The organism is Epilithonimonas zeae, from assembly GCF_900141765.1.
GTDB lineage: Bacteria > Bacteroidota > Bacteroidia > Flavobacteriales > Weeksellaceae > Epilithonimonas > Epilithonimonas zeae.
The window spans coordinates 921,415-941,394 of the sequence record NZ_FSRK01000002.1 but is presented as its reverse complement, the minus strand read 5'-3'; the positions used below and the strand labels follow the sequence as shown (position 1 = coordinate 941,394).

Below are 19,980 nucleotides of genomic sequence, written 5' to 3'. Positions count from 1 at the left end.
TTATTAAACCAACATACCACATTTATTTTATAATGAAATTTCTAAAATTTCAAAAGAAAGCTTGTTACCATTTGGTAATACAATATCTGCAGTTTCACCAACAGCTTTACCCAAAAGACCTTTAGCAATTGGCGTATTTACAGAAATTTTTCCAGATTTTATATCACTTTCGTTATCAGGAACCAAAGTAAACTTTTGTTCTCCTTTAGTTGCATTATTTTTCAATCTAACCGTTGTAAGGATAGATACTTTGCTAAGGTCAAGCTGACTTCCATCGATGATTTTGGATGTAGAAATAACATCTTTCAGTTTAGAAATTCTCATTTCCAACATCCCTTGCGCCTCTTTGGCTGCGTCGTACTCTGCATTTTCAGACAGATCACCTTTATCTCTTGCTTCAGCAATCTGCTGCGTTATTTTTGGTCTTTCAATCGTTTCTAGTTGTTCCAGCTCGGATTTCATTTTCTCCAAACCTTCTTTGGTCACATAGTTCATAACAATAAAATTTATCGTTTGTATAAAAAAATAATCCGACCTTTGCCGGATACTAATTTGTCTCGAATCGAGTTTACAAATATATAATTTATTTTGAAATGAAAGCCAAAAAAATCACATCATCATTAGCATTATTTTTGATTATCAGTATTTTAACCATCAATAATTCTTGTAGTGAAAGAAATGAAACCGTAAGCTGTTTTCCGAACTCAATTATTTCAGTCCAACTTGACCTCAGGCTACCTTTATATTATAAATTACAAACAGTAGGAGCTTGGGAATATATTAGTGTAGATGGAGCCGGAACAAGAGGATTAATTGTGGTAAGAACAACAACAGGATTCAAGGTGTATGATAGAAATGCGCCGCATATTTGTCCAGATACAGATACAACCTTGGAAGTTAAGAACGACACATCTATTTATTGTCCGAAAGATGGTTCACAATGGATATTAATCACAGGTCAGCCGACAGACAATAGCGTCGCAAAAATTGCTCCCAAGACTTATGGATATAGTTTTAATTCCGCGTCCAATATTTTAGATATTTATAATTAAAATGAGAGTCGTAATCCAACGCGTTTCTGAAGCGAGCGTAAAAGTTGACAACGAAATTGTCGGAGAAATTGGAAAAGGATTAATGCTTTTAATTGGCGTTGATGAAAGTGATGAAAACACAGACGCAGATTGGCTTGTAAAGAAAATCCTTGATGTAAGAGTTTTTTCTGATGATGAAGGAAAAATGAATCATTCAATAAAAGACATCAATGGCGAAATCCTTTGCATAAGTCAGTTCACCTTGATTTCTGATTATAAAAAAGGCAATCGCCCCTCTTATATAAAAGCCGCAAAGCCAGACAAAGCCATCCCATTATTTGAATATTTCAAAAATGAAATGAAGAAATCCGGACTGAAAACCGAAAGCGGGATTTTCGGAGCAGATATGAAAGTATCATTAATTAATGATGGTCCAGTAACCTTAGTTTTTGACAGTAAGACCAAATTATAAAGGAGCAAATATTTGCTCCTTTACTTTTAATCGACTTCATATTCAAGTTTTATGGTAATGCTGGCTTCCTTTTCTTTGGAAGTTGTATTGTAAGTTCCGCCGTAAGAATAATCCTCATTGGAGTTAGGCGCTGTGATTTGGATGACGCCCATTGTCGCTTTCTTAAGATTTCCAAGACTACTTCCTGCGTTTTCCGCAATTTTTTCTGCACGTTCTTTCGCATCTTTTGTAGCGCTGGCAATCATCTCCTGTTTTACATCAGACAATTTTGTATAAAAATATTGAGGTGATGAAGAAGTGAATTCAATACCACGGTTGATGATTTCTGTGATGTTTCTGGAGATGTTCTCAATCTTCGCCACTTCTTTGGATTTGATGGAAACACTTTGTGTTAAATTATAACCTGCAAATTCGCCTTGCTGATAATTACCGTTAGAATCTGTAAAACTTCTGAATTGTTTCTGAATATCTACAGCGGAAAAAATCATCTCATTTTCTTTCACTCCTTTTGATTTCAAATATTGAGAAATCACTTGCCGGTCAATTGCTAAAGCGTCATAAGCCGATTTCAACTCAAAACTATTTTTGGAAAAACTTCCGGACCAAGAAATCAAGTCTGAAGTAAAGGTTTTGGAACCAAGTCCAGTTACAGAAACCGTATTTTCTGATTTGTTTCTGTTTTTCACTGCGCTTCCCAATAAAGCAGCCGCAATAATAAAACCCAAAGCAGCAATTCCAACCGCAATATAATTCTTCATAAATTTTATATTTGAGTTCTTTGCATCAAACTTGATACCAAATTTTAAGATTTTATTAACATTATTTATCTAATTGAAACCCCTTCAGAGTTTTAAACTCTGAAGGGGTTGATTAGTATCTTTTATTAGAATATCGATTTCTCAAATTCTAAGCTTACACCTTTCATTTCTCCCGACATTGGCGGAACTGTTTTCGTCAATTTGATTTTGATGAAAGTGATTTGAGTAAATGTATTTTCAATTTTGTTAATGATCCTTCCAATCACGTGTTCCAAAAGCTCGGAACGGATTGCCATTTCTTGATGAATGATAGCACTGACCTCAGCATAATTGATAGTATCATCCAGATTATCGGTTTGTGATGCTTTTTCTAAATCGGCGTGTAATTCTGCATTGATGATATAATAATTCCCTATTAAAGCTTCTTCTGGCAGAACACCGTGATAGGCGTAGATTTTTATGTCTTCTAAAATGATTTTTGATTTCATTCTTTAAAAATAGAAAAATATTTTGAACGCAAAGTCGGCAAAGGTTTTTTATCAAAACTGAAAATATTCTTAAGGTTCGCAAAGGCGCTTCGCTCAGCAAAAGAAAATTATATTTTTAAACATAAAGTTTGTCATTCCGAAAGAATCTAAACGAAGCTACCAAGATTCATTCCGAGTGACAAATATTGCAATTAAAAAATGTTGAATTTTTTGTAGAAACTTTCTTTCTTGCAAAGCTGCAATAGGGATAGTAGTGGAAATCCTTTTTTGCAAAAAAAAGATTGCAACGGATAGCCCGACCTGAGTGGCTGGAAAAGCATTGGCGAGGGGATTGCCCAAATAATTATATGAAAAAACCTCATCTGGGAAGACAAGGTTTGTAATTTATTTGATGCTTTTGGAAAGTTCCAGCATTGCTTCGATTGGTTTGAGTGCTTTGAGACGAATTTCTTCATCCATTATGATTTCCGGAAGTTCGTACTTCATACACAGATAGAGTTTTTCCAAAGTGTTTCTCTTCATAAAAAAACATTCTGAACAGTTGCAGCTCTCGTCAAAAACCAAAGCCGGAATCAGAGACTTGTGTGGTGCACGTTTTTTCATTTCGTGAAGAATTCCTTCTTCTGTTGCAATGATGAACTCTTGACAATCATCTTGCTCAACATAATTCAAAAGTGCAGAAGTTGAGCCAATGAAATGTGCCAATTCCAAAACCGGAGATTCGCTTTCCGGATGAGCGATTAATTTTGCGTTAGGATGGTCAGCTAGCTGTTTTGCGATACGTTCCATAGAAAACGCCTCGTGAACGATACAGCTTCCGTCCCAAAGAATCATATCTCGACCCGTTTTTTTGCTAAGATATCTTCCTAAATTTTTATCTGGGGCGAAAATAATCGGTCGATCTTTTGGCAAAGCCTCGATGATTTGTTCTGCGTTGGAACTTGTTACGATAATATCAGAAGCAGCTTTGGTTTCCGCATTACAATTGATGTAAGTCGCTACCAAAGCATTTGGATGTTGCTCACGCATTTTGTTAAGACCTTCCGCCGAACAACCGTCAGCCAAAGAACAACCGGCCAAAGTATCGGGAAGAACCACTTTTTTGGTCGGGTTAAGGATTTTCGCAGCTTCTGCCATAAAGTGAACGCCACAAAAAGCAATCATATCTGCATCGGTTTCCTTTGCTTGTCTTGCTAATTGCAAAGAATCACCAAGAAAATCAGCGATATCCTGAATCGGACCCGGCTGATAATAATGCGCTAAAATAACCGCATTTTTTTCTTTTTTAAGGTCAAGAATTGCTTTTACAAGGTCATCACCTGTCGGAATCGCAAATTCCTTAAGGTCTAGAAAACCTTTTACAGGCATATTATTGATTGCAATGTCTAATGTATTTTCCATTACGTGTTTTTAAGATTTTATTCGTTGATAAAGTTATTAATAATTTTCTCGACTTCCGCTTTTGCCTCGTCCAAATCTGTATTAACAATAATTTTATCAAAATGCTTTTGATAGGTCATTTCCTCGCCTGCTTTTTCCACTCTGGTTTTGATGGTTTCTGCGCAGTCGGTATTTCTTTTTATCAATCTCTGTTCCAACTCGGCAATGCTTGGCGGCATTACGAAGATCGATAAAGCCTTGTCTCCGAAAATCTCCTTCAGTCGGATTCCGCCTTTTACATCCACATCGAAAATCACGACTTTTCCTTCTTTCCAGATTCTTTCGACTTCGGATTTTAATGTTCCGTAATATTTATCTGTATAAACTTCTTCGAATTCTACAAATTCATCCTTAGAAATTTTGTTTCTGAATTCCTCTGGTGTTAAAAAGTAATAATCTACGGCGTGTTCTTCTTCACCTCTTGGTTGTCTTGTAGTTGCTGAAATTGAAAAACTTAATTGAGGAACTACAGATAGCCCATGTTTTACTAATGTTGTTTTCCCACTTCCGGATGGTGCGGAGAATATGATAACTTTTTGTCTCAAAATTTGATTTTTAAAATTCTATATTAAATTCTTTTCTGATATATTTTAAAATATCTACAAAATATTGGAGCTCATCAATCTCTGGATAATGTTTTAAATAAGATTCAGGATTATTATAATTGAATTCATTTCGCTGTTTTCCTGATTGATATTTTACTAAGTAATCTGTTCCGTCCAAAATCTGTATTGAATTTGTCGTTTCAAATACCCAATCTTTTTCCTTCTCATCATAAACGACCCTACTTTTATTCTTTTTGTATTGGAAGTATTCTTCTTTTGGAAGAAATTCTATATGTAATGCTTGTAAATTTAGAAATAACAGTTCTAAAGGCTTTTCAGATTTTAGAATTGTGATGTTTGGTTTTATCCATTCAACCTCATCTCTGCTGATTTCTTTAGGCAAAAACCACTGGGTTAAATTCGCTTTCCAAGTTTTATCTTCTTTATAAACTCTGAAAACAAAACCGCTATTTGTAATTCCTCTGTCTTTATAAATTCTGATTTCAGTTTCTTTTAATTCAGACGGAATATTTGCTAGTGAATCTACATTTTGAGATTTCAAAAGTGTTATCGAAAAAATAAACAAAATTTTGAAGAGAACATTCATAATTGATATATCGCTCCTTCGGAGCTTTTGATTAATCGTTCAATTTTCTATCAATATTTCGCTTCTTCGAAGTTTGAAAAACTTGATTCTTTTTCCATTATAATAATTGATTGTTGATAAATGATAAGCGACAATCGAATTATTCATCAATTATAATTTATCACTTATAATACGTTCAGTGTTTGCTCCTTGATTTTCTCCAAATCATCTTTCATCTCAACCACCAATTTCTGAATCTCAGAATGATTGGCTTTTGAACCCAAAGTATTGATTTCCCTTCCCATTTCCTGAGCAATGAAACCCAATTTCTTTCCGTTGAAATCTTCGTTTTTCATTACTTCAAGATAATATTTGATGTGTTGAGAAAGACGAACTTTTTCTTCGGAAATATCCAGTTTCTCCACAAAATAAACCATTTCTTGGTAATACCTTGTCTCATCGACATTCTCAAAATTCTTAAGTGCCGTCTGATATCTATCTTTAATGGGCTGAATCCTTTCTTCTTCGTATTGGGCTACCTGACTTAGGTTATACTCGATATTCTGGACAACTTTCTCAATCTCTTCGGCTAGATTATTACCTTCTGTTTGGCGGAATTCGATAAATTTACTTACTGAATCTTGCACAACAGCAAGAAGCGCCTTCCACTCATCTTCTTCCAACTCAGAACTTTTTGTTGATAAAACATCTGGCATTCTTACCGCCATTTTCAGATATTCGAATTCTGGAGCATCAGAAGCAACCGCTCTCAATTGTTCAATATAATTTTTGACAATATCTTGATTGATTTTCACATCATTGCTGTCATCCAGACTTTCGCAGTTGATGTAACAATCTACTTTTCCACGAAGGATTTTATCATTCAGTAATTTCCTAATATCAAATTCTTTTTCCTTATACCTAAGTGGTGTTTTAACATTCAAATCAAAATTTTTGCTGTTCAGCGATTTGATGTCAACGGTAATCTTTGTTCCTTGATAAACAGTCTCGGCTCTCCCAAAACCTGTCATAGATAATATCATACGATTCTATATAAGATTGCAAAGATAATTAAAAAACTATTGGCAAGATCTTAATGATATTGATCTTGTTTTGTAGAAAATAATTCAAATGAGTGTTTAAAATTTTTGAAAAATAATATCTTTGCACCCTTAAAAATATGCAGTATGAATAAACTAATAACCCTTTTCCTAATTTTGTTGAGTACTTTTTCTTATGCCTCAACAATTGAACTTCCTAAAGACAGTTACAGAATAGATGAAGAAAAAAAACTGATTGTTTGCAATACGGATCTCAGTAAATTAGAATTTGACGGACAGGCAATTACTATAAACATCAATGGTAATGATTTCAAAGTTCTTGATAATGTTGCAGTTTTGAAAATCGGCATTAGATATACTATTAATTGGGAGTTCAACAGATATTCTATTTATTTTACCAATCTTCCATTATTACATATTGATACTACGTTTGATATTGTCGATACACCTAAAGTATTATCCACAATACAACTTATTGAAAATAACGGAACTATAACTCAATCCAATGCAGGTATAGAATACAGAGGGGATACCTCACAACTTTATCCTAAAAAATCTTATGAATTTGAATTCTGGAATGATAATACAGGAGATGACACAACTGATATTTCTCTATTAGGCATGAGAGAGGATAAAGATTGGAATCTACAGGCAATGTATAATGAACCTCTTAAAATAGCAAGTAAAAGTGCTTGGGATATTTGGAATAATATTAGCCAGTTATATTATAAAGACAAAGAACCTGATGGAAAGACAGGAATATCTATTAATTATGTCGAAGTTTTCATTAACAATAAATATCAAGGTCTATATGCTCTTTCAGAAAAAATTGACAGAAAGCAACTTAAACTTAAAAAAAATACTGCTGATGAGATACGCGGAGAGTTGTACAAAGGAAGCCAATGGGAGGCCAATACGATTTATCAAGGATTAGATGCTTTTGATAACAATTCTGAAATATGGGGAGGATACGAACATAAATATCCAAAAGACTTAAGAGACTGGAGTTCTTTTTATAATCTTCATGATTTTGTTATTAACAGTACAAGTGATGATTTTTATAATCATTATAATGAAAAATATGACAGTCAAAACCTGATTGATTATTTTGTCTTCATCAACCTAATTAGAGCATCAGACAATATGGGTAAAAATCTCTATACAGCGAGATATAATAAAAATGAAAAATATTTTTTCATTCCTTGGGATTTAGATGCAGTATTTGGTAGAGCATATGAATCTTCTATATCTAATATTACAGATGATTTGATGAGTAATGGATTATTTAACCGTCTTTACAATGATACACGAACAGATGGATTCCGCTTAGACTTAAAAAATCGATGGACAGAATTAAGATCTAGCTCTTTTACTGTTGATAAGATTATGCAAATACTGATTGACAACTTCAATCAATTAAAAGATAATGGAGCTTTAGAAAGAGATCAAATTGCGAATTCTGGAAGTACAATATCCTCAGAGTATGAAGAATTTGCTTACATCCGTGAATGGTTGACGAAAAGAATAGAGTATCTTGACAAAATATTTGATTTTGGGTCGAACGGAACACCACCCATTGTAGAACAAGAAAAACAAAACTCGAAATTTGTTCTTTATCCAAACCCAGCAAAAAACTACATTTATTTCGTTGATAAAAATAATAAAACTGAAAAGTCATTTTTAGATATTACAATTTATTCTAAAGCTGGAAGAATTGTGAAAACTATTAATCAAAACCCTATTGATCAAAGTGTTTTTATTGGCAGTTTATCCGATGGAAACTATATTCTTAATATCAAAACCGATTCTGGTTATAAACAAAGTTTCAAATTTATTATTGATAAATAATAATCTTTGGTTAGATAAATTTTCATCAGTCAGAACATACTTTTAATTCCATAGAAATCCTTATTTTTGCCACATATGAAAAGATGGTATCTCTACCCTTTTTCCTTGGGTTATCATTTGGGAACTTCTATTAGAAACCGAATGTATGATTGGGGAATTTTTTCTTCTACGAAATTCAGAACACCAATAATTGGCGTCGGAAACCTGTCAGTTGGTGGCAGCGGAAAATCGCCAATGGTTATGTATTTGGCAGATTATATATCCAAATTCTACAGAACTGGTGTTCTTTCACGTGGTTACGGAAGAATCACAAAAGGCTACAGCATTGTTAACTACGACAGCAATTATAAATTGGTGGGTGATGAGCCTATGCAGTTGTTCGAACGTTTTCGTAATCGTTTCGTTATTGGTGTTTGTGAAGACCGTGTTTATGGTGCAAAAAAAATCATCGAAGATATGGATCTGGATGTTCTTCTTCTGGATGACAGCTTTCAGCATCGTGCGATAAAACCTGGGATGAATCTTCTTTTAACAGATTACAACGATCCTTATTTTAAAGATTTCATTTTACCTGCTGGTGATCTTCGTGAAAGCCGACACGGAATGAGCCGTGCGAATGTTATAATGGTAACGAAATGTCCGGATGATTTGACTGAGGAAAAAAAGCAATATTATATTTCCAGAATCAGACCACAACATTACCAGAAAGTATTTTTTTCATCAATTTCTTATGATGAGAATATTCTTGGCATTGATAAAATGATGCCTGTAAAGAACTTGGATTATTACGATGTTTTACTGATTACCGGAATTGCAAATCCTTCTCAACTTCTGAAAGAGATTTCCAAATACAACAAAAAGATTAAACATCTCCAGTTCAAAGACCATCATAATTTTACTGACGATGATATCAAAAAGATTACTGCTGAGTATAAAAAATTATGCGAGTACAAAATCATTTTGACAACCGAGAAAGATTATGTCCGCCTGAAAACATTTGATTATCTTCGAAATAAAATATATTATTGGCCAATCAATGTGGAGATAGACAAACCGGAGGAGTTCAACAATATCATTCAAAACTATGTTAGAAAAGTTTAAAGAAACGGCAGAGTTCATCAAAAACATTATTGGGGAAGCTCCTGATTTTGCTATTGTTTTGGGTTCTGGTCTTGGAAAACTTCAAAACGAGGTTGAGGCGATTCATACTTTAGATTATAAAGACATTCCGAATTTTCCCCAAACTACAGTTATTGGTCACGGCGGAAAATTGATTTACGGAATCCTAGAAGGCAAAAAAGTCTTGATGATGAGTGGTCGTTTTCATTATTATGAAGGTCATTCTATGGAAACTGTCACTTTTCCTTTCCGAGTTTTTCATTTGTTAAGAATTAAGAATTTGATTTTGTCTAATGCTTGTGGGGGCGTGAATCCCAACTTCAAAGTAGCGGATATTATGGTTTTAACCGATCATATCAATATGATGCCCGAGCATCCCTTGAGAGGTAAAAACATTGATGAATTAGGACCTCGTTTTGTGGATATGAGTGAGCCTTATAATCGCAAAATGATTGAATTAGCTAAAAACATTGCTGTTCAGGAAAACATAGATTTAAAAGAAGGTGTCTATGTCGCTTTGACAGGACCAACTTTTGAAACACCTGCAGAATACGGAATGGTAAAAGCCATTGGCGGAGATGCTGTTGGAATGAGTACTGTTCCGGAAGTCATTGTTGCAAAACATCAGGGAATGGATTGTTTCTGTCTTTCCATCATCACAGATTTAGGAGGTCCGGATATTTCCTTCGCTGTTTCTCACGAAGAAGTTTTGGAAGCAGCCAATAAAGCAATGCCTAACGTCATCAAAATCGTAAAAGGTCTTGTAAAAAATTACAATTAAATAAAATTAAAAATCCTCAGAAATTCTGAGGATTTTGTTTTAATTCTTGATTAACTTTTCATAACTCTTGGAGCCGTCTATATTTTCAAATTCTATGAAATAAACACCTTTCATCAATTGAGAAACATCCAGACTTACAACAGATTTTTGAGACACCACTTGTTTTCCAGTCGAATCATAAATTTTAACCGAACTGATTTTATCCGCATTAGTAAAATTCAAAACATCATTTACCGGATTAGGATAAACGCCTATTTTCTTCGCTGAAGAATTAACATCATCAACAGCCAAAGCAGGAGAGAATGTCAAGGTTGCAAAATCTTTATTTCCTACGCCATGGTATGCCAAAGCTGTGGAAGTTCCTTTACCATAGAATATAGGAAGACTTCCTGCAGCATTCGTAAATGCGTAATCACCAGCTCCTCCTGCAAGAGTTCTTCTTACAACCAAAGTCCGTATTCCGGAAGCGACTATATTAGAAAGCTCTGTCCAGTTTTGTACAGCATCTGCCGATGGAGCTACTCCTACTCCATTAAAAGTGTAGTCTCTATCAGCACTGCTATTGTAAATAAATCCATCTGCTCCTGATTTCATCCCTTCATCACTGAATCCAATTCCTAACCAACTGGTACTACTCCCCGTTAAAGTCATAGTGACATTTGTAGCATCAACATCAATTTTTACTGACATAGAAGTTGTGGGCAAACTGACCATCCCAGTAGAAAACTGAGAAAAAAACATACCGCTCATAAAAAGCGGAATTCCTAAAAGTAGATTTTTTTTAAACATATTATTAAAGTTTTAGAAGATTAATCATTTCATTATTATTAGATTTTACGGCATATTCAAACGCGGAAATTCCAAGCGAATCTTTTATAGTTCTGTCCGCTTTATTTTGTAAAAGTATTTTTACGAGTTCTAGATTTCCTCTTTTTACGGCCCATAAAAGTGGTGTATTTCCAAAAGAATCCTGAATATTAGGGTCAGCATTTTTTGATAGCATTTTTTCTACAAGCTCTTTATTATAATTAATACAAAGTGACGAAAGTGCTGTTCCTTCCTGACTGAGATAGTTCAAGTCTTTTACGTTATCAATCAGATATTTTGCAACTTCGGTATTGCCTCTGTAACAAGCCAAAATCAAGGGTGTAAAACCTCTTTCATTTTTAGAATTAATGATCTCTGGATTTTGACTCACCAAAGCTTTCATTTCGTCAAGAGTTCCGCTTCGGGCGATATCAAAAACATTTTTAGTCTGAGAAAAACTCAACCCGAAAAACATTACTAAAAGAATTACTGTAAAATACTTTTTCATTATTTCTGAAGTAAGAAGTTATAATTGACATTCACATTTTCAGCTACTTTTGCAGCCACCATTTTTGGAATTTTAACTTTATAATCTGCTGTTTTTACGACAAATTTTCCCTGAACAACAATTTTGTCATCTTTCAGATAGACGTTAGCCGTTGATTGAACCGCATTGTCAACACCGTGGAAGTTTAGCGTTCCGGAAATGGTGTAAGCTTTTGGTTTGCCTGACACATCATTTTTATTGAAATTTTGGATTTTTCCTTTGAAACTCGTCTTGGGATATTTGACAGATTCTGCATAGTTTTCATTAAAATGTTCCTGCATGAGAGTGACTTTAAACGTAAATCCATTAACCATTGCAAGCGAAGCAATATCGCCTGTATCAGAATTTAGAATTGCTGTTGAATTGTTATTCTCAGCATAAACATCCTCAAATAGCGGGACTGAAGCTTCAAAAGTAATCTTCCCGGTTTTGGTAGAATATTTTTGAGCAAAAACAAAATTCGAGGTTAGAATAATGCCCATTAAAAAAACTAAAGCTTTCATTTTTTCATTTGTTTATAGATTAATTTTCCAGTAAACCGTCTGCTTTCCATTTGATGATCATATTGATATTATCCTGAGACAATGTTCCGCCCTGAGGCATTTTCAAAGGGTCGCCATTAGCTCTCTGAATTCTGTCCATAATATTATCAATCGAATTTTTCACAGCCGTGTAATCTGTCAGCGGGAAATAGGGATTAGAACCTGTTGCAGAATGACAAACAACACAATTATTATCAATGATTGTTTTCACATTTTTGTTGTACGTAACGGTTTCTGTAATTGGTTTTGCATCAGAAATATCTTCATAAGTTTTGGTATCGCAACTCATCACTATCAAAAATCCTAAAACCGGAATGACTAATTTTATTGTTTTTTTCATAATCAGCATTTTTAAAAAACTCTATAAAGATTAAATCCAAAAAAGAAATGCCCTTTTCCCCAATCACCAGTTGCATTGGTGATATAACCAGTTTCCGTATTAGCTTGGGAATTGCTGAAAACCAACTGGAACACGTGTCCGCCGGTATCGATGTCCATCCCTACAGACAAAGGATTTTTGTAAAAGTTTTTATCCTCGAAATTGTAAAAATATTCCGCATTGATAGAAACGCGTTTCGAGATTTTATATCGTCCGCCTAAGCCTGTAGAAAAGAGAGTTTTGCTATCAATGGTTGGCTCGATGAGATTTTTATGAACAAAACTTGGCATCAATTGTAACGTCAGATTTTCTGTGAATCTTCTTGAAATCAATAATTGAGATAGATAGGCAAATCTGTCCGAGAATTCCAGCTTTGGAAAATCATCTTTTCTAAGTTCAGAATTAATATCCAAAACATTGTACCCGACAATATCAAATGGTGATTCTTTTTCTTGTTTGAAAAGTCTGTATTTTGCACCAAACTCATAAGTTTTTTGGTAAGTATGTCGGGAAGCGCTCAAAGCAAGCCAATCTTTCAATCCATAGATGAGACCTAATTTTGTGGTCGCATTATCTAATCCGAAGAAATTTTTGAACCCATCACTTACATCTCCGAATCTATGAGAGATGTCAAGATAGAATTCTTTTCTTGCAGGTAATTTTGTGGATTGTGCAGTAACAACCTGCAGTGCTTTGAAACTGGGAGAATATGGCTTCTCTGTTTTCACAGTATCAATTTCTTTTAACAAATCATCCTGTGCATAAGAGAAAATTAAAACAAACAGAGAAATAAATGATAAAAATTTTGACATATTAACCTTTTAATGTCAAAATTATAACGTCTCTCTACAAAAAAACGGTGACTAAAGTCACCGTTTTTCAATTATTCCTATACCCAATGGGCTTTGTGTAATCAACCCCTCTTTTTCAAATTTTTTCAGAATACGGCTTACGACTTCCCTCGCCGTTCCCAATTCATCAGCAATCTTTTTATGTGAAACCTTCACAGCATCAGCCCCATTTCTTCTGATTCGTTCGTGGAGATATTCCAACACCCTATGGTCAAGCTTTTGGAAAACAATTTTATTAATTGTTTCCATCATAAACTTATATCGGGAATCATATTCCAGGAAAAACATTTGGTTCAGCATGGGATATTTCTGAAGCCAAATTAAAAATTGAGAAACAGGCAGAAGGAGAACATCGGATTTTTCCTCAGAGACGGCGTAGATTCGGCTCACTTTATCGGTGAATATCGTAGAAAAAGTCATAATGCAACTCTCACCTGGTGATATATAATAGTAAACAAGCTCTTTCCCGTCATTCAAATTATACACCTTTACCGAACCCTTTATAAGTATAGGGATAAATTTTACCTTATCACCTTCAGCAATCAATTCCTGTTTAGCATTGACCGAGGTAAAAATCCCGTATTCTTTGAGCTCCTGATAAAAACCTTCATCAAATTTTTCAAATTTTCTTTTAATAAAATCCGAGTTTCCCATTAATAATTTTTAATCAAAATTAAATATATTTTGATAATTTCAATCAAATTCAAAACAAATTTAAAAATATCTTACGGATTAATCATTTTTCAACACAAAGATTCTTAACACTTACAAATTCGATATTAATTACTAACTTCGTTCATCAAAATTTAAAAAAAATGAAGAGGATATTAGTTTACATCTTATTATTTGTGTTTCAATTGGGATTTTCTCAGGAAGTTCCAAAAGTTCTGAAAACCAAATTTTCCAAAGAAGCACTCGCTCAAAAATTACAAGATGAAAATGGAAAAGAAACTTCCATAAAAGACATTTTGCATCAGCACAAAGGAAAAGTTTTGATACTAGATTTCTGGGCCGGTTGGTGTAGAGACTGTCTAAAAGCATTTCCAAAAGCTAAAGAACTGGAAGCAAACAACCCCAATATCGATTTTGTTTTCCTTTCACTGGAACGCTCAAAAGAAGGTTTTGATAAAAGCCTCGAAAAGCACGGAATGACTGACAAAGAAAATTATTGGTTCGCTTCCGGTTGGAAAAATGACTTCAACAATTATGTGGACCTCAACTGGATTCCGAGATACATTGTGGTTGACCAAGAATCGGATATTGCAAAATATTATGCAATTTCTCCGGAAGACCCGGAAATCCAATCGACAATCGATAAACTGACAAAATAACAATTGACAATCCCGAAAATTTCGGGATTTTTTTTGCCTAAATTTGTTTGGTGCAATCGCAACGCAAAATCATCCACGTAGATATGGACGCATTTTATGCCTCCGTGGAGCAGCTTGATGACCCGAGCCTGCGTGGGAAAGCTATTGCTGTTGGCGGACAGCATCGTGGCGTGGTTGCAGCAGCAAGTTATGAGGCAAGAAAATTCGGGGTACGTTCTGCGATGCCAAGTAAGACTGCCAAAGAAAAATGTCCGCATCTCATTTTTGTAAAGCCGAGATTCCAACGTTACAAAGAAATCTCCAACAAAATCCGAAACATCTTTTACGATTATACAGACTTGGTCGAACCACTTTCTTTGGATGAGGCTTATCTGGATGTTACGGAAAATAAAAAAGATATAGAATCTGCCAACGATATTGCCAGAGAAATCCGAAAACGAATATTTGAAGAAACCGGATTAACCGCTTCTGCAGGCATTTCTGTCAACAAATTTTTAGCAAAAGTCGCATCTGATATCAATAAACCGAATGGGCAGAAAACCATTCATCCCACAAAAATTGATGAATTTTTGGAAAATCTCCCCATTGAGAAGTTTTATGGTGTCGGAAAAGTGACTGCTAATAAAATGCACACGCTTCACATCTTCAAAGGGGCAGATTTGAAGGCCAAGACTTTGGAACAGCTCGAAGGTCTTTTCGGAAAATCCGGAGTATATTATTATAATGTTGTGCGAGGAATTCATAATGGTGAAGTAAAACCTAACCGAATCCAGAAAAGCGTGGCAGTTGAAAGAACGTTTTGGGATGACATCAATGAAGATGAGGAAATTGATGAAAAACTAAAATCCCTGAGTCAGGAACTGGAAGAACGTCTCGGGAGAAAAGAAATCAAAGGAAAAACCTTAACGCTTAAAATCAAGTACAAAGATTTTTCACTTTATACGAGAAGCAAAACTCAGGAATTATATTTTGAAAATGCGGAGAAATTCTACAACACGGCAAAACAACTTTGGGAATTGAGGCCTTTTGACAAAGCGATTCGCTTGCTTGGATTATCACTTTCCAATCTTAATACAGAAGAAAAAAAACAGATTTCTGTCCAGTTGAAAATTCCTTTTGAGGAGTTTGGTGATTAAGTTTTTTAAACGCAAATTCCGCAAAGGCGCTTTGCTCAGCAAATAATTTAGTTTTAAAGTTCATTTTGTCATTCCGGAGGAATCTAGACTGTTGAGATTCCTCCGGAATGACAAAATTGTGTTTGTGTTAAGTTTGGATTTATGACAAATCTTCAACTTCGCGAAGCCCGCCCCGACTTGAGTGGAGCTCTTTTTCTTTTTGAGAAAAAAAGAAAAAAGCGGGAACGGAAGGCGGATAAAGGCGCCCAAATAATTCTCCTCGATTCTTTTTACTTTATCTTGAATTTTTGAAGTGGCTTGATATTTTCATAGAACGAAACATCAAATCAAACAATCTGAAAAAATCTACAATCTTATGAACGGGACCATGATTCAGTTTTTCCATTGGTATACCGATGGGGATTCTTTCCTTTGGAAACACACCAAAGACTCTGCACAATATCTTTCCGACTTAGGAATCACAGCAGTTTGGCTTCCTCCGGCTTACAAAAGCACTAACGGTGGCTACTCCGTTGGTTATGATGCTTACGATCTTTTTGACTTGGGAGAATTTGATCAAAAAGGAACGACTGTTACAAAATATGGTTCGAAGGATGAATATCTTGACGCCATCAAATCTTTGAAAGAAAAAAACATTCAAGTCATAGTAGATGTCGTTCTGAATCACAAAGCTGGCGGTGATGAGCTTGAGAAATTCAAGGTTATACAGGTGGATGAAGAAGACCGCAACAAAGATATTTCTGATGTTATGGAAATCGAATCTTACACCAAATTCACCTTTCCTGGAAGAGGCGATACTTATTCTGATTTCAAATGGGATTTCAACTGTTTTACAGGTGTAGATTATGCGGAAGGTAAAGAAAAAGGTATTTTCCGTCTTATCCACGAACACGCCGATGGCTGGGATGATATTATTTCTGATGAGAAAGGAAATTATGATTTTTTGATGTATAATGATATCGAACATCGTAATCCTTTTGTTCGCGAAGAACTGAATCATTGGGGAAAATGGTATTTTGACCAGACGGATTTTGACGGTGTGAGACTGGATGCCGTAAAACATATTTCGCCTGATTTTTATAAAGAATGGTTAACGCTTCTGCGCTCCAACTCCGGAAAAAATATTTTTGCAGTTGGTGAATATTGGGCTCCTGGAGAATTGCCACTTTTGGAAGCTTACATAGATTCTACCGAAGGTTGTATGAGCTTGTTTGATTCTTCCTTGCAGCATAATTTGCATCAGGCCTCCAAAAATCCGGATTATGATTTGAGAGAAATTTTCAATGGAACGCTTGTCGGTTCTCATCCTAATAAAGCTGTAACAGTTGTTGACAATCACGACACGCAGCCGCTTCAGGCTTTGGAAGCTCCGGTTGAAACTTGGTTCAAACCGATTGCTTATGCTTTGATTTTGCTGAGAAAAGATGGTTATCCTTGCGTTTTCTATCCCGATTTATACGGCGCGAGCTACAAAGACCAAGGAAAAGATGGCAACGAATATGAAATCTTCCTCGACAAAGTAGATGCGATTGAAGAACTCATCCGAGCCAGAAAGGATTTTGCTTATGGGGAGCAAAGAGATTATTTTGATGATGCGCATTGCATTGGCTGGACTCGTGAAGGTGACGATGAACACCAAGGTTGTGCCATTGTTTTGAGTAACAAGGATGTGAATCAAAAATCTATGGAAATAGGAAAACGATACGCGGGAAAAACATTTTATGATTTCACCGGACATCTTGAGGAAAAAATTACAATTGATGAAAATGGCTGGGCCAATTTCCCTTGTCCAGCAGGGAGTGTGAGTGTTTGGGTGGCGGAGTGAATTTAATTATATTTGAATTGTAAGAATTCTGTATGATTAAAAAGCTAATATTACCATCCATCTTAATTTCGTTATTAATTACATCTTGTAAAAATCAAGTTTCAAAATCTCAAAATGAATCATCAAATATTTTTGAAAAATTAGAAAAAGTCCCAGACAGCGTTAAAGTTGGAAACATCACTATTCTTAATCTTTTCAAAAATCAAATTTTAGCGCATCAATCCCAATATGACAGTTTACGAATTGTTCAAAAGGTTTATCAGCCACATAAAGAACTTTGGAACAACTGTTACGGAATGATTTTCGGAGAAGAAAATGCTTCAAAATTCAATAATTCAAAAGGAATGGTTGATTGGAATAAAAAGCTTTATCCTGATAATAAAGACTTTTTTGACAATCGGACTTCAGAACTTTTGAACATTAATTTAGAAAAAACTTTAAAACAGAATCTTCAAAAATTCGAAAAATTGGTTCCTTATCCACCGAAAGCCAAAATCAGCATTCTGTTTACGCCGTTACAAGGAATCGGTTTTGGTGGTTGCAGCGCAGAAGAATTTGCTTTTGAATTGAATAATAAAGAATACAACGTCAATTACACGATCGAAAAAGGAATTCCTCACGAACTCAATCATTTGGTTTATGAACCTTTCCATACCAATGACTCTAATAAAGAAACGGCTCTAGCACAAACCATTGATGAAGGTTTTGCGTGCTATTTTACTTGGATATTTTTTGACAAGAAAATTGCAAAAAACGAAGCTGTTGAAAATATGTCCGAAAAAGATTGGGCTTGGTATTTGACTAATGAGAAAAAGCTTTATCAGGAATTAGAGAAATATTTTTACGATAAAAGTGGTAATAATCCTTTGCTGAGAAATGAAAAATTCAAACTATTTGCAGACGCTCCCAAAAGTTTAAACTATTGGATGGGTTTTAGAATTATAGAAAAATACGTTGAAAAACACGGAAAGGATAGCTGGAAAGATATTTATAAAATGGATTCTCAAATTGTATTCGAGAAAAGCGGATATGCTGATTACATCAAATCTTTGAAGTAAAAAACAAACCCTCCTGAAAATTCAAGAGGGTTTTATATTTTCTTTAAAGGGATTACTTAATAGCCAACTCCAGCTTCGCCTTCTCCAAGAAGTGCTTTGGCTGCAGAAGTTCCGATTCTCTGGATTCCCATTGCAATCATTTTTTCTGCATCGGCAGGCGTCTTCACACCACCAGCAGCTTTCACTGGAAGTTTTCCGGCATTATCCAGCATAATTTTTACACCTTCGAAAGTTGCGCCATTGGGTTTTCCGCCTTCGGTTACATAAAATCCTGTTGAGGATTTAACAAAGATTCTGGAGAAATCTTTTTCTTCAAAATTTTCCTGCGCCCAAGTCCAAATGTTAGTCGTTAAATTAGCAATTTGAGCATCTGAAAGTGCAGCAATTTCTATAATCCATTTCACTGTTTTATCGAAATCCAAACCTAATTTGGTTCCTTCAACAAATTCTTTTTTTACCAATTCTAATTCTCCGGCTTTGAAAGCTTCATAATTGATAACATAATCCAACTCATCTACGCCATCCAAAACTGCCTGATTAGCTTCTTTCAATTTATCTTCTATAGAATATGTTCCTTCGTGAAAACCAATAACTGTTCCCACCAGAACGTCAGAATTTTTCGAAACTAAATAATCTTTGATGAGCTTAACATAATTCGGACGAATCATTACCTCTTTGAAGTTGTAAGCAATCGCTTCATCTGTCAATTCTCTAACTTTTTCAAAAGTCTGTTCTTCTGTCAGCCCAGATTGTTCCGGCGTTTTCAGATATGTTGAGTCTAAATATTGATTGATTTCCATAATTACAAAAATAAAAAAAGGATACAAATAATTTGTATCCTTTCGCGATTATATAAAATTTTTTAAACTTTCAATTGTCTGCTGATGCTTTGCTCCAGAGAAAGAATTGTTTCTGTTCTCGTAACGCCCTTCAGCTTTTGGATTTTGTTAAGAATCTGCATCAGGTGATCATTATCTTTACAAAGTACTTTTAAGAAAATCGTGTAATTTCCTGTTGTGTAATGCGCTTCTACTACTTCATTTACCAAATTAAGATTTTTGATAGCGTCCTGATAATGGCTTGGTTGCTCCAAGAAAACACCAATGTAAGAAACGACTTTGTAACCAATTTTTCTTGGATTAAGGAAAGAAATAGAATTTTCTATTACGCCCGCTTGTTCCAGTTTTTTGATTCTTTGGTGAACCGCAGTTGTAGAAATACCTACGTGCTTGGAAATATGTGCAAGAGAAGTTTTAGCGTTGTCCATTAACATATAAATAATCTCTTTGTCAACTCCGTCTAAATGATAACCGGTTTCAGATGCACTCTTCATAATTTTAATTATTAATTTTATTTGCAATTTAAAACAAACATT

At 34.7% G+C, this 19,980-nt stretch carries 24 protein-coding genes; 9 read left to right on the top strand and 15 right to left on the bottom strand.

Translation table 11 applies throughout. From position 1 onward, the window contains the following. Positions 1 to 27: 27 nt before the first annotated feature. Positions 28 to 495 (bottom strand): transcription elongation factor GreA, encoded by a 468-nt coding sequence (gene greA, locus BUR19_RS16135; RefSeq protein ID WP_074236450.1) that lies wholly within the window; start codon positions 493 to 495, stop codon positions 28 to 30. Positions 496 to 593: 98 nt separating this feature from the next. Between greA and BUR19_RS16130 the strand changes: the two genes are divergently transcribed. Together BUR19_RS16130 and dtd are read left to right on the top strand one after the other, a co-directional pair. Further along, positions 594 to 1,052, top strand: coding sequence for a hypothetical protein (locus tag BUR19_RS16130; RefSeq protein ID WP_074236449.1), 459 nt, complete (start codon positions 594 to 596; stop codon positions 1,050 to 1,052). A gap of 1 nt (position 1,053) precedes the next feature. Continuing rightward, complete coding sequence (gene dtd / locus BUR19_RS16125) at positions 1,054 to 1,503, top strand: D-aminoacyl-tRNA deacylase (protein WP_074236448.1); 450 nt, start codon at positions 1,054 to 1,056, stop codon at positions 1,501 to 1,503. Between the two features lie 26 nt (positions 1,504 to 1,529). On the opposite strand, the gene BUR19_RS16120 is transcribed toward dtd, so the two are convergent. The 6 genes from BUR19_RS16120 to BUR19_RS16090 form a co-directional block, all read right to left on the bottom strand. Then, positions 1,530 to 2,261, bottom strand: coding sequence for an SIMPL domain-containing protein (locus BUR19_RS16120; RefSeq protein ID WP_074236447.1), 732 nt, complete (start codon positions 2,259 to 2,261; stop codon positions 1,530 to 1,532). A gap of 125 nt (positions 2,262 to 2,386) precedes the next feature. Next, positions 2,387 to 2,749: a dihydroneopterin aldolase gene (folB, locus tag BUR19_RS16115; protein ID WP_074236446.1), complete on the bottom strand. Its 363-nt coding sequence runs from the start codon at positions 2,747 to 2,749 to the stop codon at positions 2,387 to 2,389. A gap of 384 nt (positions 2,750 to 3,133) precedes the next feature. Continuing rightward, a complete protein-coding gene (nadA, locus tag BUR19_RS16105; RefSeq protein ID WP_074236444.1) occupies positions 3,134 to 4,150 on the bottom strand; it encodes a quinolinate synthase NadA in 1,017 nt (338 codons plus the stop codon). Between the two features lie 17 nt (positions 4,151 to 4,167). Next, positions 4,168 to 4,734: a guanylate kinase gene (gmk, locus tag BUR19_RS16100; RefSeq protein ID WP_074236443.1), complete on the bottom strand. Its 567-nt coding sequence runs from the start codon at positions 4,732 to 4,734 to the stop codon at positions 4,168 to 4,170. A gap of 10 nt (positions 4,735 to 4,744) precedes the next feature. Continuing rightward, positions 4,745 to 5,341 (bottom strand): hypothetical protein, encoded by a 597-nt coding sequence (locus BUR19_RS16095; RefSeq protein WP_074236442.1) that lies wholly within the window; start codon positions 5,339 to 5,341, stop codon positions 4,745 to 4,747. Positions 5,342 to 5,505: 164 nt separating this feature from the next. Continuing rightward, complete coding sequence (locus BUR19_RS16090; protein WP_074236441.1) at positions 5,506 to 6,363, bottom strand: YicC/YloC family endoribonuclease; 858 nt, start codon at positions 6,361 to 6,363, stop codon at positions 5,506 to 5,508. A gap of 144 nt (positions 6,364 to 6,507) precedes the next feature. Here BUR19_RS16090 and BUR19_RS16085 point away from each other — a divergent pair, with 144 nt between their 5' ends. From BUR19_RS16085 to BUR19_RS16075, 3 genes are all read left to right on the top strand, one after another. Next, positions 6,508 to 8,229, top strand: coding sequence for a CotH kinase family protein (locus BUR19_RS16085; RefSeq protein WP_074236440.1), 1,722 nt, complete (start codon positions 6,508 to 6,510; stop codon positions 8,227 to 8,229). 75 nt (positions 8,230 to 8,304) lie between these two features. After that, entirely contained in the window at positions 8,305 to 9,330 is a 1,026-nt protein-coding gene (lpxK, locus tag BUR19_RS16080; RefSeq protein ID WP_074236439.1) for a tetraacyldisaccharide 4'-kinase, read from the top strand. Then, the gene (locus tag BUR19_RS16075; protein ID WP_074236438.1) at positions 9,314 to 10,129 is read left to right on the top strand and encodes a purine-nucleoside phosphorylase; all 816 of its coding nucleotides are present in this window, start codon (positions 9,314 to 9,316) and stop codon (positions 10,127 to 10,129) included. Before lpxK ends, BUR19_RS16075 begins: the two co-directional genes overlap by 17 nt. 39 nt (positions 10,130 to 10,168) lie before the next feature. On the opposite strand, the gene BUR19_RS16070 is transcribed toward BUR19_RS16075, so the two are convergent. From BUR19_RS16070 to BUR19_RS16045, 6 genes are read right to left on the bottom strand one after another with little or no spacing between them, the layout of a single operon-like run. Continuing rightward, entirely contained in the window at positions 10,169 to 10,918 is a 750-nt protein-coding gene (locus BUR19_RS16070) for a T9SS type A sorting domain-containing protein (RefSeq protein WP_074236437.1), read from the bottom strand. 4 nt (positions 10,919 to 10,922) lie between these two features. Next, positions 10,923 to 11,444, bottom strand: a complete 522-nt coding sequence (locus BUR19_RS16065) for an ankyrin repeat domain-containing protein (protein WP_074236436.1) — start codon at positions 11,442 to 11,444, stop codon at positions 10,923 to 10,925. Next, positions 11,444 to 11,986 carry a YceI family protein gene (locus BUR19_RS16060; protein WP_074236435.1) on the bottom strand — a complete coding sequence of 181 codons (543 nt, stop codon included), beginning with the start codon at positions 11,984 to 11,986 and terminating at the stop codon, positions 11,444 to 11,446. Before BUR19_RS16060 ends, BUR19_RS16065 begins: the two co-directional genes overlap by 1 nt. Before the next feature lie 19 nt (positions 11,987 to 12,005). Continuing rightward, entirely contained in the window at positions 12,006 to 12,365 is a 360-nt protein-coding gene (locus BUR19_RS16055; RefSeq protein WP_074236527.1) for a c-type cytochrome, read from the bottom strand. Positions 12,366 to 12,376: 11 nt separating this feature from the next. Next, complete coding sequence (locus BUR19_RS16050) at positions 12,377 to 13,216, bottom strand: DUF5777 family beta-barrel protein (RefSeq protein ID WP_074236434.1); 840 nt, start codon at positions 13,214 to 13,216, stop codon at positions 12,377 to 12,379. 57 nt (positions 13,217 to 13,273) lie between these two features. Next, entirely contained in the window at positions 13,274 to 13,909 is a 636-nt protein-coding gene (locus BUR19_RS16045; protein ID WP_074236433.1) for a Crp/Fnr family transcriptional regulator, read from the bottom strand. 161 nt (positions 13,910 to 14,070) lie between these two features. Between BUR19_RS16045 and BUR19_RS16040 the strand changes: the two genes are divergently transcribed. The 4 genes from BUR19_RS16040 to BUR19_RS16025 all read left to right on the top strand — a co-directional run bounded on the left by BUR19_RS16040 (position 14,071) and on the right by BUR19_RS16025 (position 18,605). Continuing rightward, positions 14,071 to 14,586 (top strand): TlpA family protein disulfide reductase, encoded by a 516-nt coding sequence (locus tag BUR19_RS16040; RefSeq protein WP_074236432.1) that lies wholly within the window; start codon positions 14,071 to 14,073, stop codon positions 14,584 to 14,586. A gap of 83 nt (positions 14,587 to 14,669) precedes the next feature. Next, entirely contained in the window at positions 14,670 to 15,722 is a 1,053-nt protein-coding gene (gene dinB, locus BUR19_RS16035; RefSeq protein ID WP_245799098.1) for a DNA polymerase IV, read from the top strand. Between the two features lie 355 nt (positions 15,723 to 16,077). Next, positions 16,078 to 17,547, top strand: a complete 1,470-nt coding sequence (locus tag BUR19_RS16030) for an alpha-amylase (protein ID WP_074236430.1) — start codon at positions 16,078 to 16,080, stop codon at positions 17,545 to 17,547. 32 nt (positions 17,548 to 17,579) lie between these two features. Next, the gene (locus BUR19_RS16025) at positions 17,580 to 18,605 is read left to right on the top strand and encodes a DUF2268 domain-containing putative Zn-dependent protease (protein ID WP_245799093.1); all 1,026 of its coding nucleotides are present in this window, start codon (positions 17,580 to 17,582) and stop codon (positions 18,603 to 18,605) included. A 56-nt stretch (positions 18,606 to 18,661) separates the two neighbouring features. Here BUR19_RS16025 and deoC read toward each other — a convergent pair whose 3' ends face one another. After that, positions 18,662 to 19,408 carry a deoxyribose-phosphate aldolase gene (gene deoC / locus BUR19_RS16020; protein ID WP_083600808.1) on the bottom strand — a complete coding sequence of 249 codons (747 nt, stop codon included), beginning with the start codon at positions 19,406 to 19,408 and terminating at the stop codon, positions 18,662 to 18,664. A gap of 59 nt (positions 19,409 to 19,467) precedes the next feature. Then, on the bottom strand, positions 19,468 to 19,938 hold the full coding sequence (locus BUR19_RS16015; RefSeq protein ID WP_074236428.1) for an Lrp/AsnC ligand binding domain-containing protein: 471 nt from the start codon (positions 19,936 to 19,938) through the stop codon (positions 19,468 to 19,470). Positions 19,939 to 19,980: the final 42 nt, after the last annotated feature.

Bases quoted from the DNA above. Each gene is read 5' to 3' on its own strand.
- dtd (WP_074236448.1), top strand. From the start codon at position 1,054: ATGAGAGTCGTAATCCAACGCGTTTCTGAAGCGAGCGTAAAAGTTGAC.
- BUR19_RS16065 (WP_074236436.1), bottom strand. From the start codon at position 11,444: ATGAAAAAGTATTTTACAGTAATTCTTTTAGTAATGTTTTTCGGGTTG.
- nadA (WP_074236444.1), bottom strand. From the start codon at position 4,150: ATGGAAAATACATTAGACATTGCAATCAATAATATGCCTGTAAAAGGT.
- BUR19_RS16075 (WP_074236438.1), top strand. From the start codon at position 9,314: ATGTTAGAAAAGTTTAAAGAAACGGCAGAGTTCATCAAAAACATTATT.
- BUR19_RS16040 (WP_074236432.1), top strand. From the start codon at position 14,071: ATGAAGAGGATATTAGTTTACATCTTATTATTTGTGTTTCAATTGGGA.
- BUR19_RS16050 (WP_074236434.1), bottom strand. From the start codon at position 13,216: ATGTCAAAATTTTTATCATTTATTTCTCTGTTTGTTTTAATTTTCTCT.
- BUR19_RS16025 (WP_245799093.1), top strand. From the start codon at position 17,580: ATGATTAAAAAGCTAATATTACCATCCATCTTAATTTCGTTATTAATT.
- lpxK (WP_074236439.1), top strand. From the start codon at position 8,305: ATGAAAAGATGGTATCTCTACCCTTTTTCCTTGGGTTATCATTTGGGA.
- BUR19_RS16030 (WP_074236430.1), top strand. From the start codon at position 16,078: ATGAACGGGACCATGATTCAGTTTTTCCATTGGTATACCGATGGGGAT.
- folB (WP_074236446.1), bottom strand. From the start codon at position 2,749: ATGAAATCAAAAATCATTTTAGAAGACATAAAAATCTACGCCTATCAC.
- BUR19_RS16055 (WP_074236527.1), bottom strand. From the start codon at position 12,365: ATGAAAAAAACAATAAAATTAGTCATTCCGGTTTTAGGATTTTTGATA.
- dinB (WP_245799098.1), top strand. From the start codon at position 14,670: ATGGACGCATTTTATGCCTCCGTGGAGCAGCTTGATGACCCGAGCCTG.
- BUR19_RS16045 (WP_074236433.1), bottom strand. From the start codon at position 13,909: ATGGGAAACTCGGATTTTATTAAAAGAAAATTTGAAAAATTTGATGAA.
- greA (WP_074236450.1), bottom strand. From the start codon at position 495: ATGAACTATGTGACCAAAGAAGGTTTGGAGAAAATGAAATCCGAGCTG.
- BUR19_RS16060 (WP_074236435.1), bottom strand. From the start codon at position 11,986: ATGAAAGCTTTAGTTTTTTTAATGGGCATTATTCTAACCTCGAATTTT.
- BUR19_RS16130 (WP_074236449.1), top strand. From the start codon at position 594: ATGAAAGCCAAAAAAATCACATCATCATTAGCATTATTTTTGATTATC.
- BUR19_RS16015 (WP_074236428.1), bottom strand. From the start codon at position 19,938: ATGAAGAGTGCATCTGAAACCGGTTATCATTTAGACGGAGTTGACAAA.
- BUR19_RS16095 (WP_074236442.1), bottom strand. From the start codon at position 5,341: ATGAATGTTCTCTTCAAAATTTTGTTTATTTTTTCGATAACACTTTTG.
- BUR19_RS16090 (WP_074236441.1), bottom strand. From the start codon at position 6,363: ATGATATTATCTATGACAGGTTTTGGGAGAGCCGAGACTGTTTATCAA.
- BUR19_RS16070 (WP_074236437.1), bottom strand. From the start codon at position 10,918: ATGTTTAAAAAAAATCTACTTTTAGGAATTCCGCTTTTTATGAGCGGT.
- BUR19_RS16120 (WP_074236447.1), bottom strand. From the start codon at position 2,261: ATGAAGAATTATATTGCGGTTGGAATTGCTGCTTTGGGTTTTATTATT.
- BUR19_RS16085 (WP_074236440.1), top strand. From the start codon at position 6,508: ATGAATAAACTAATAACCCTTTTCCTAATTTTGTTGAGTACTTTTTCT.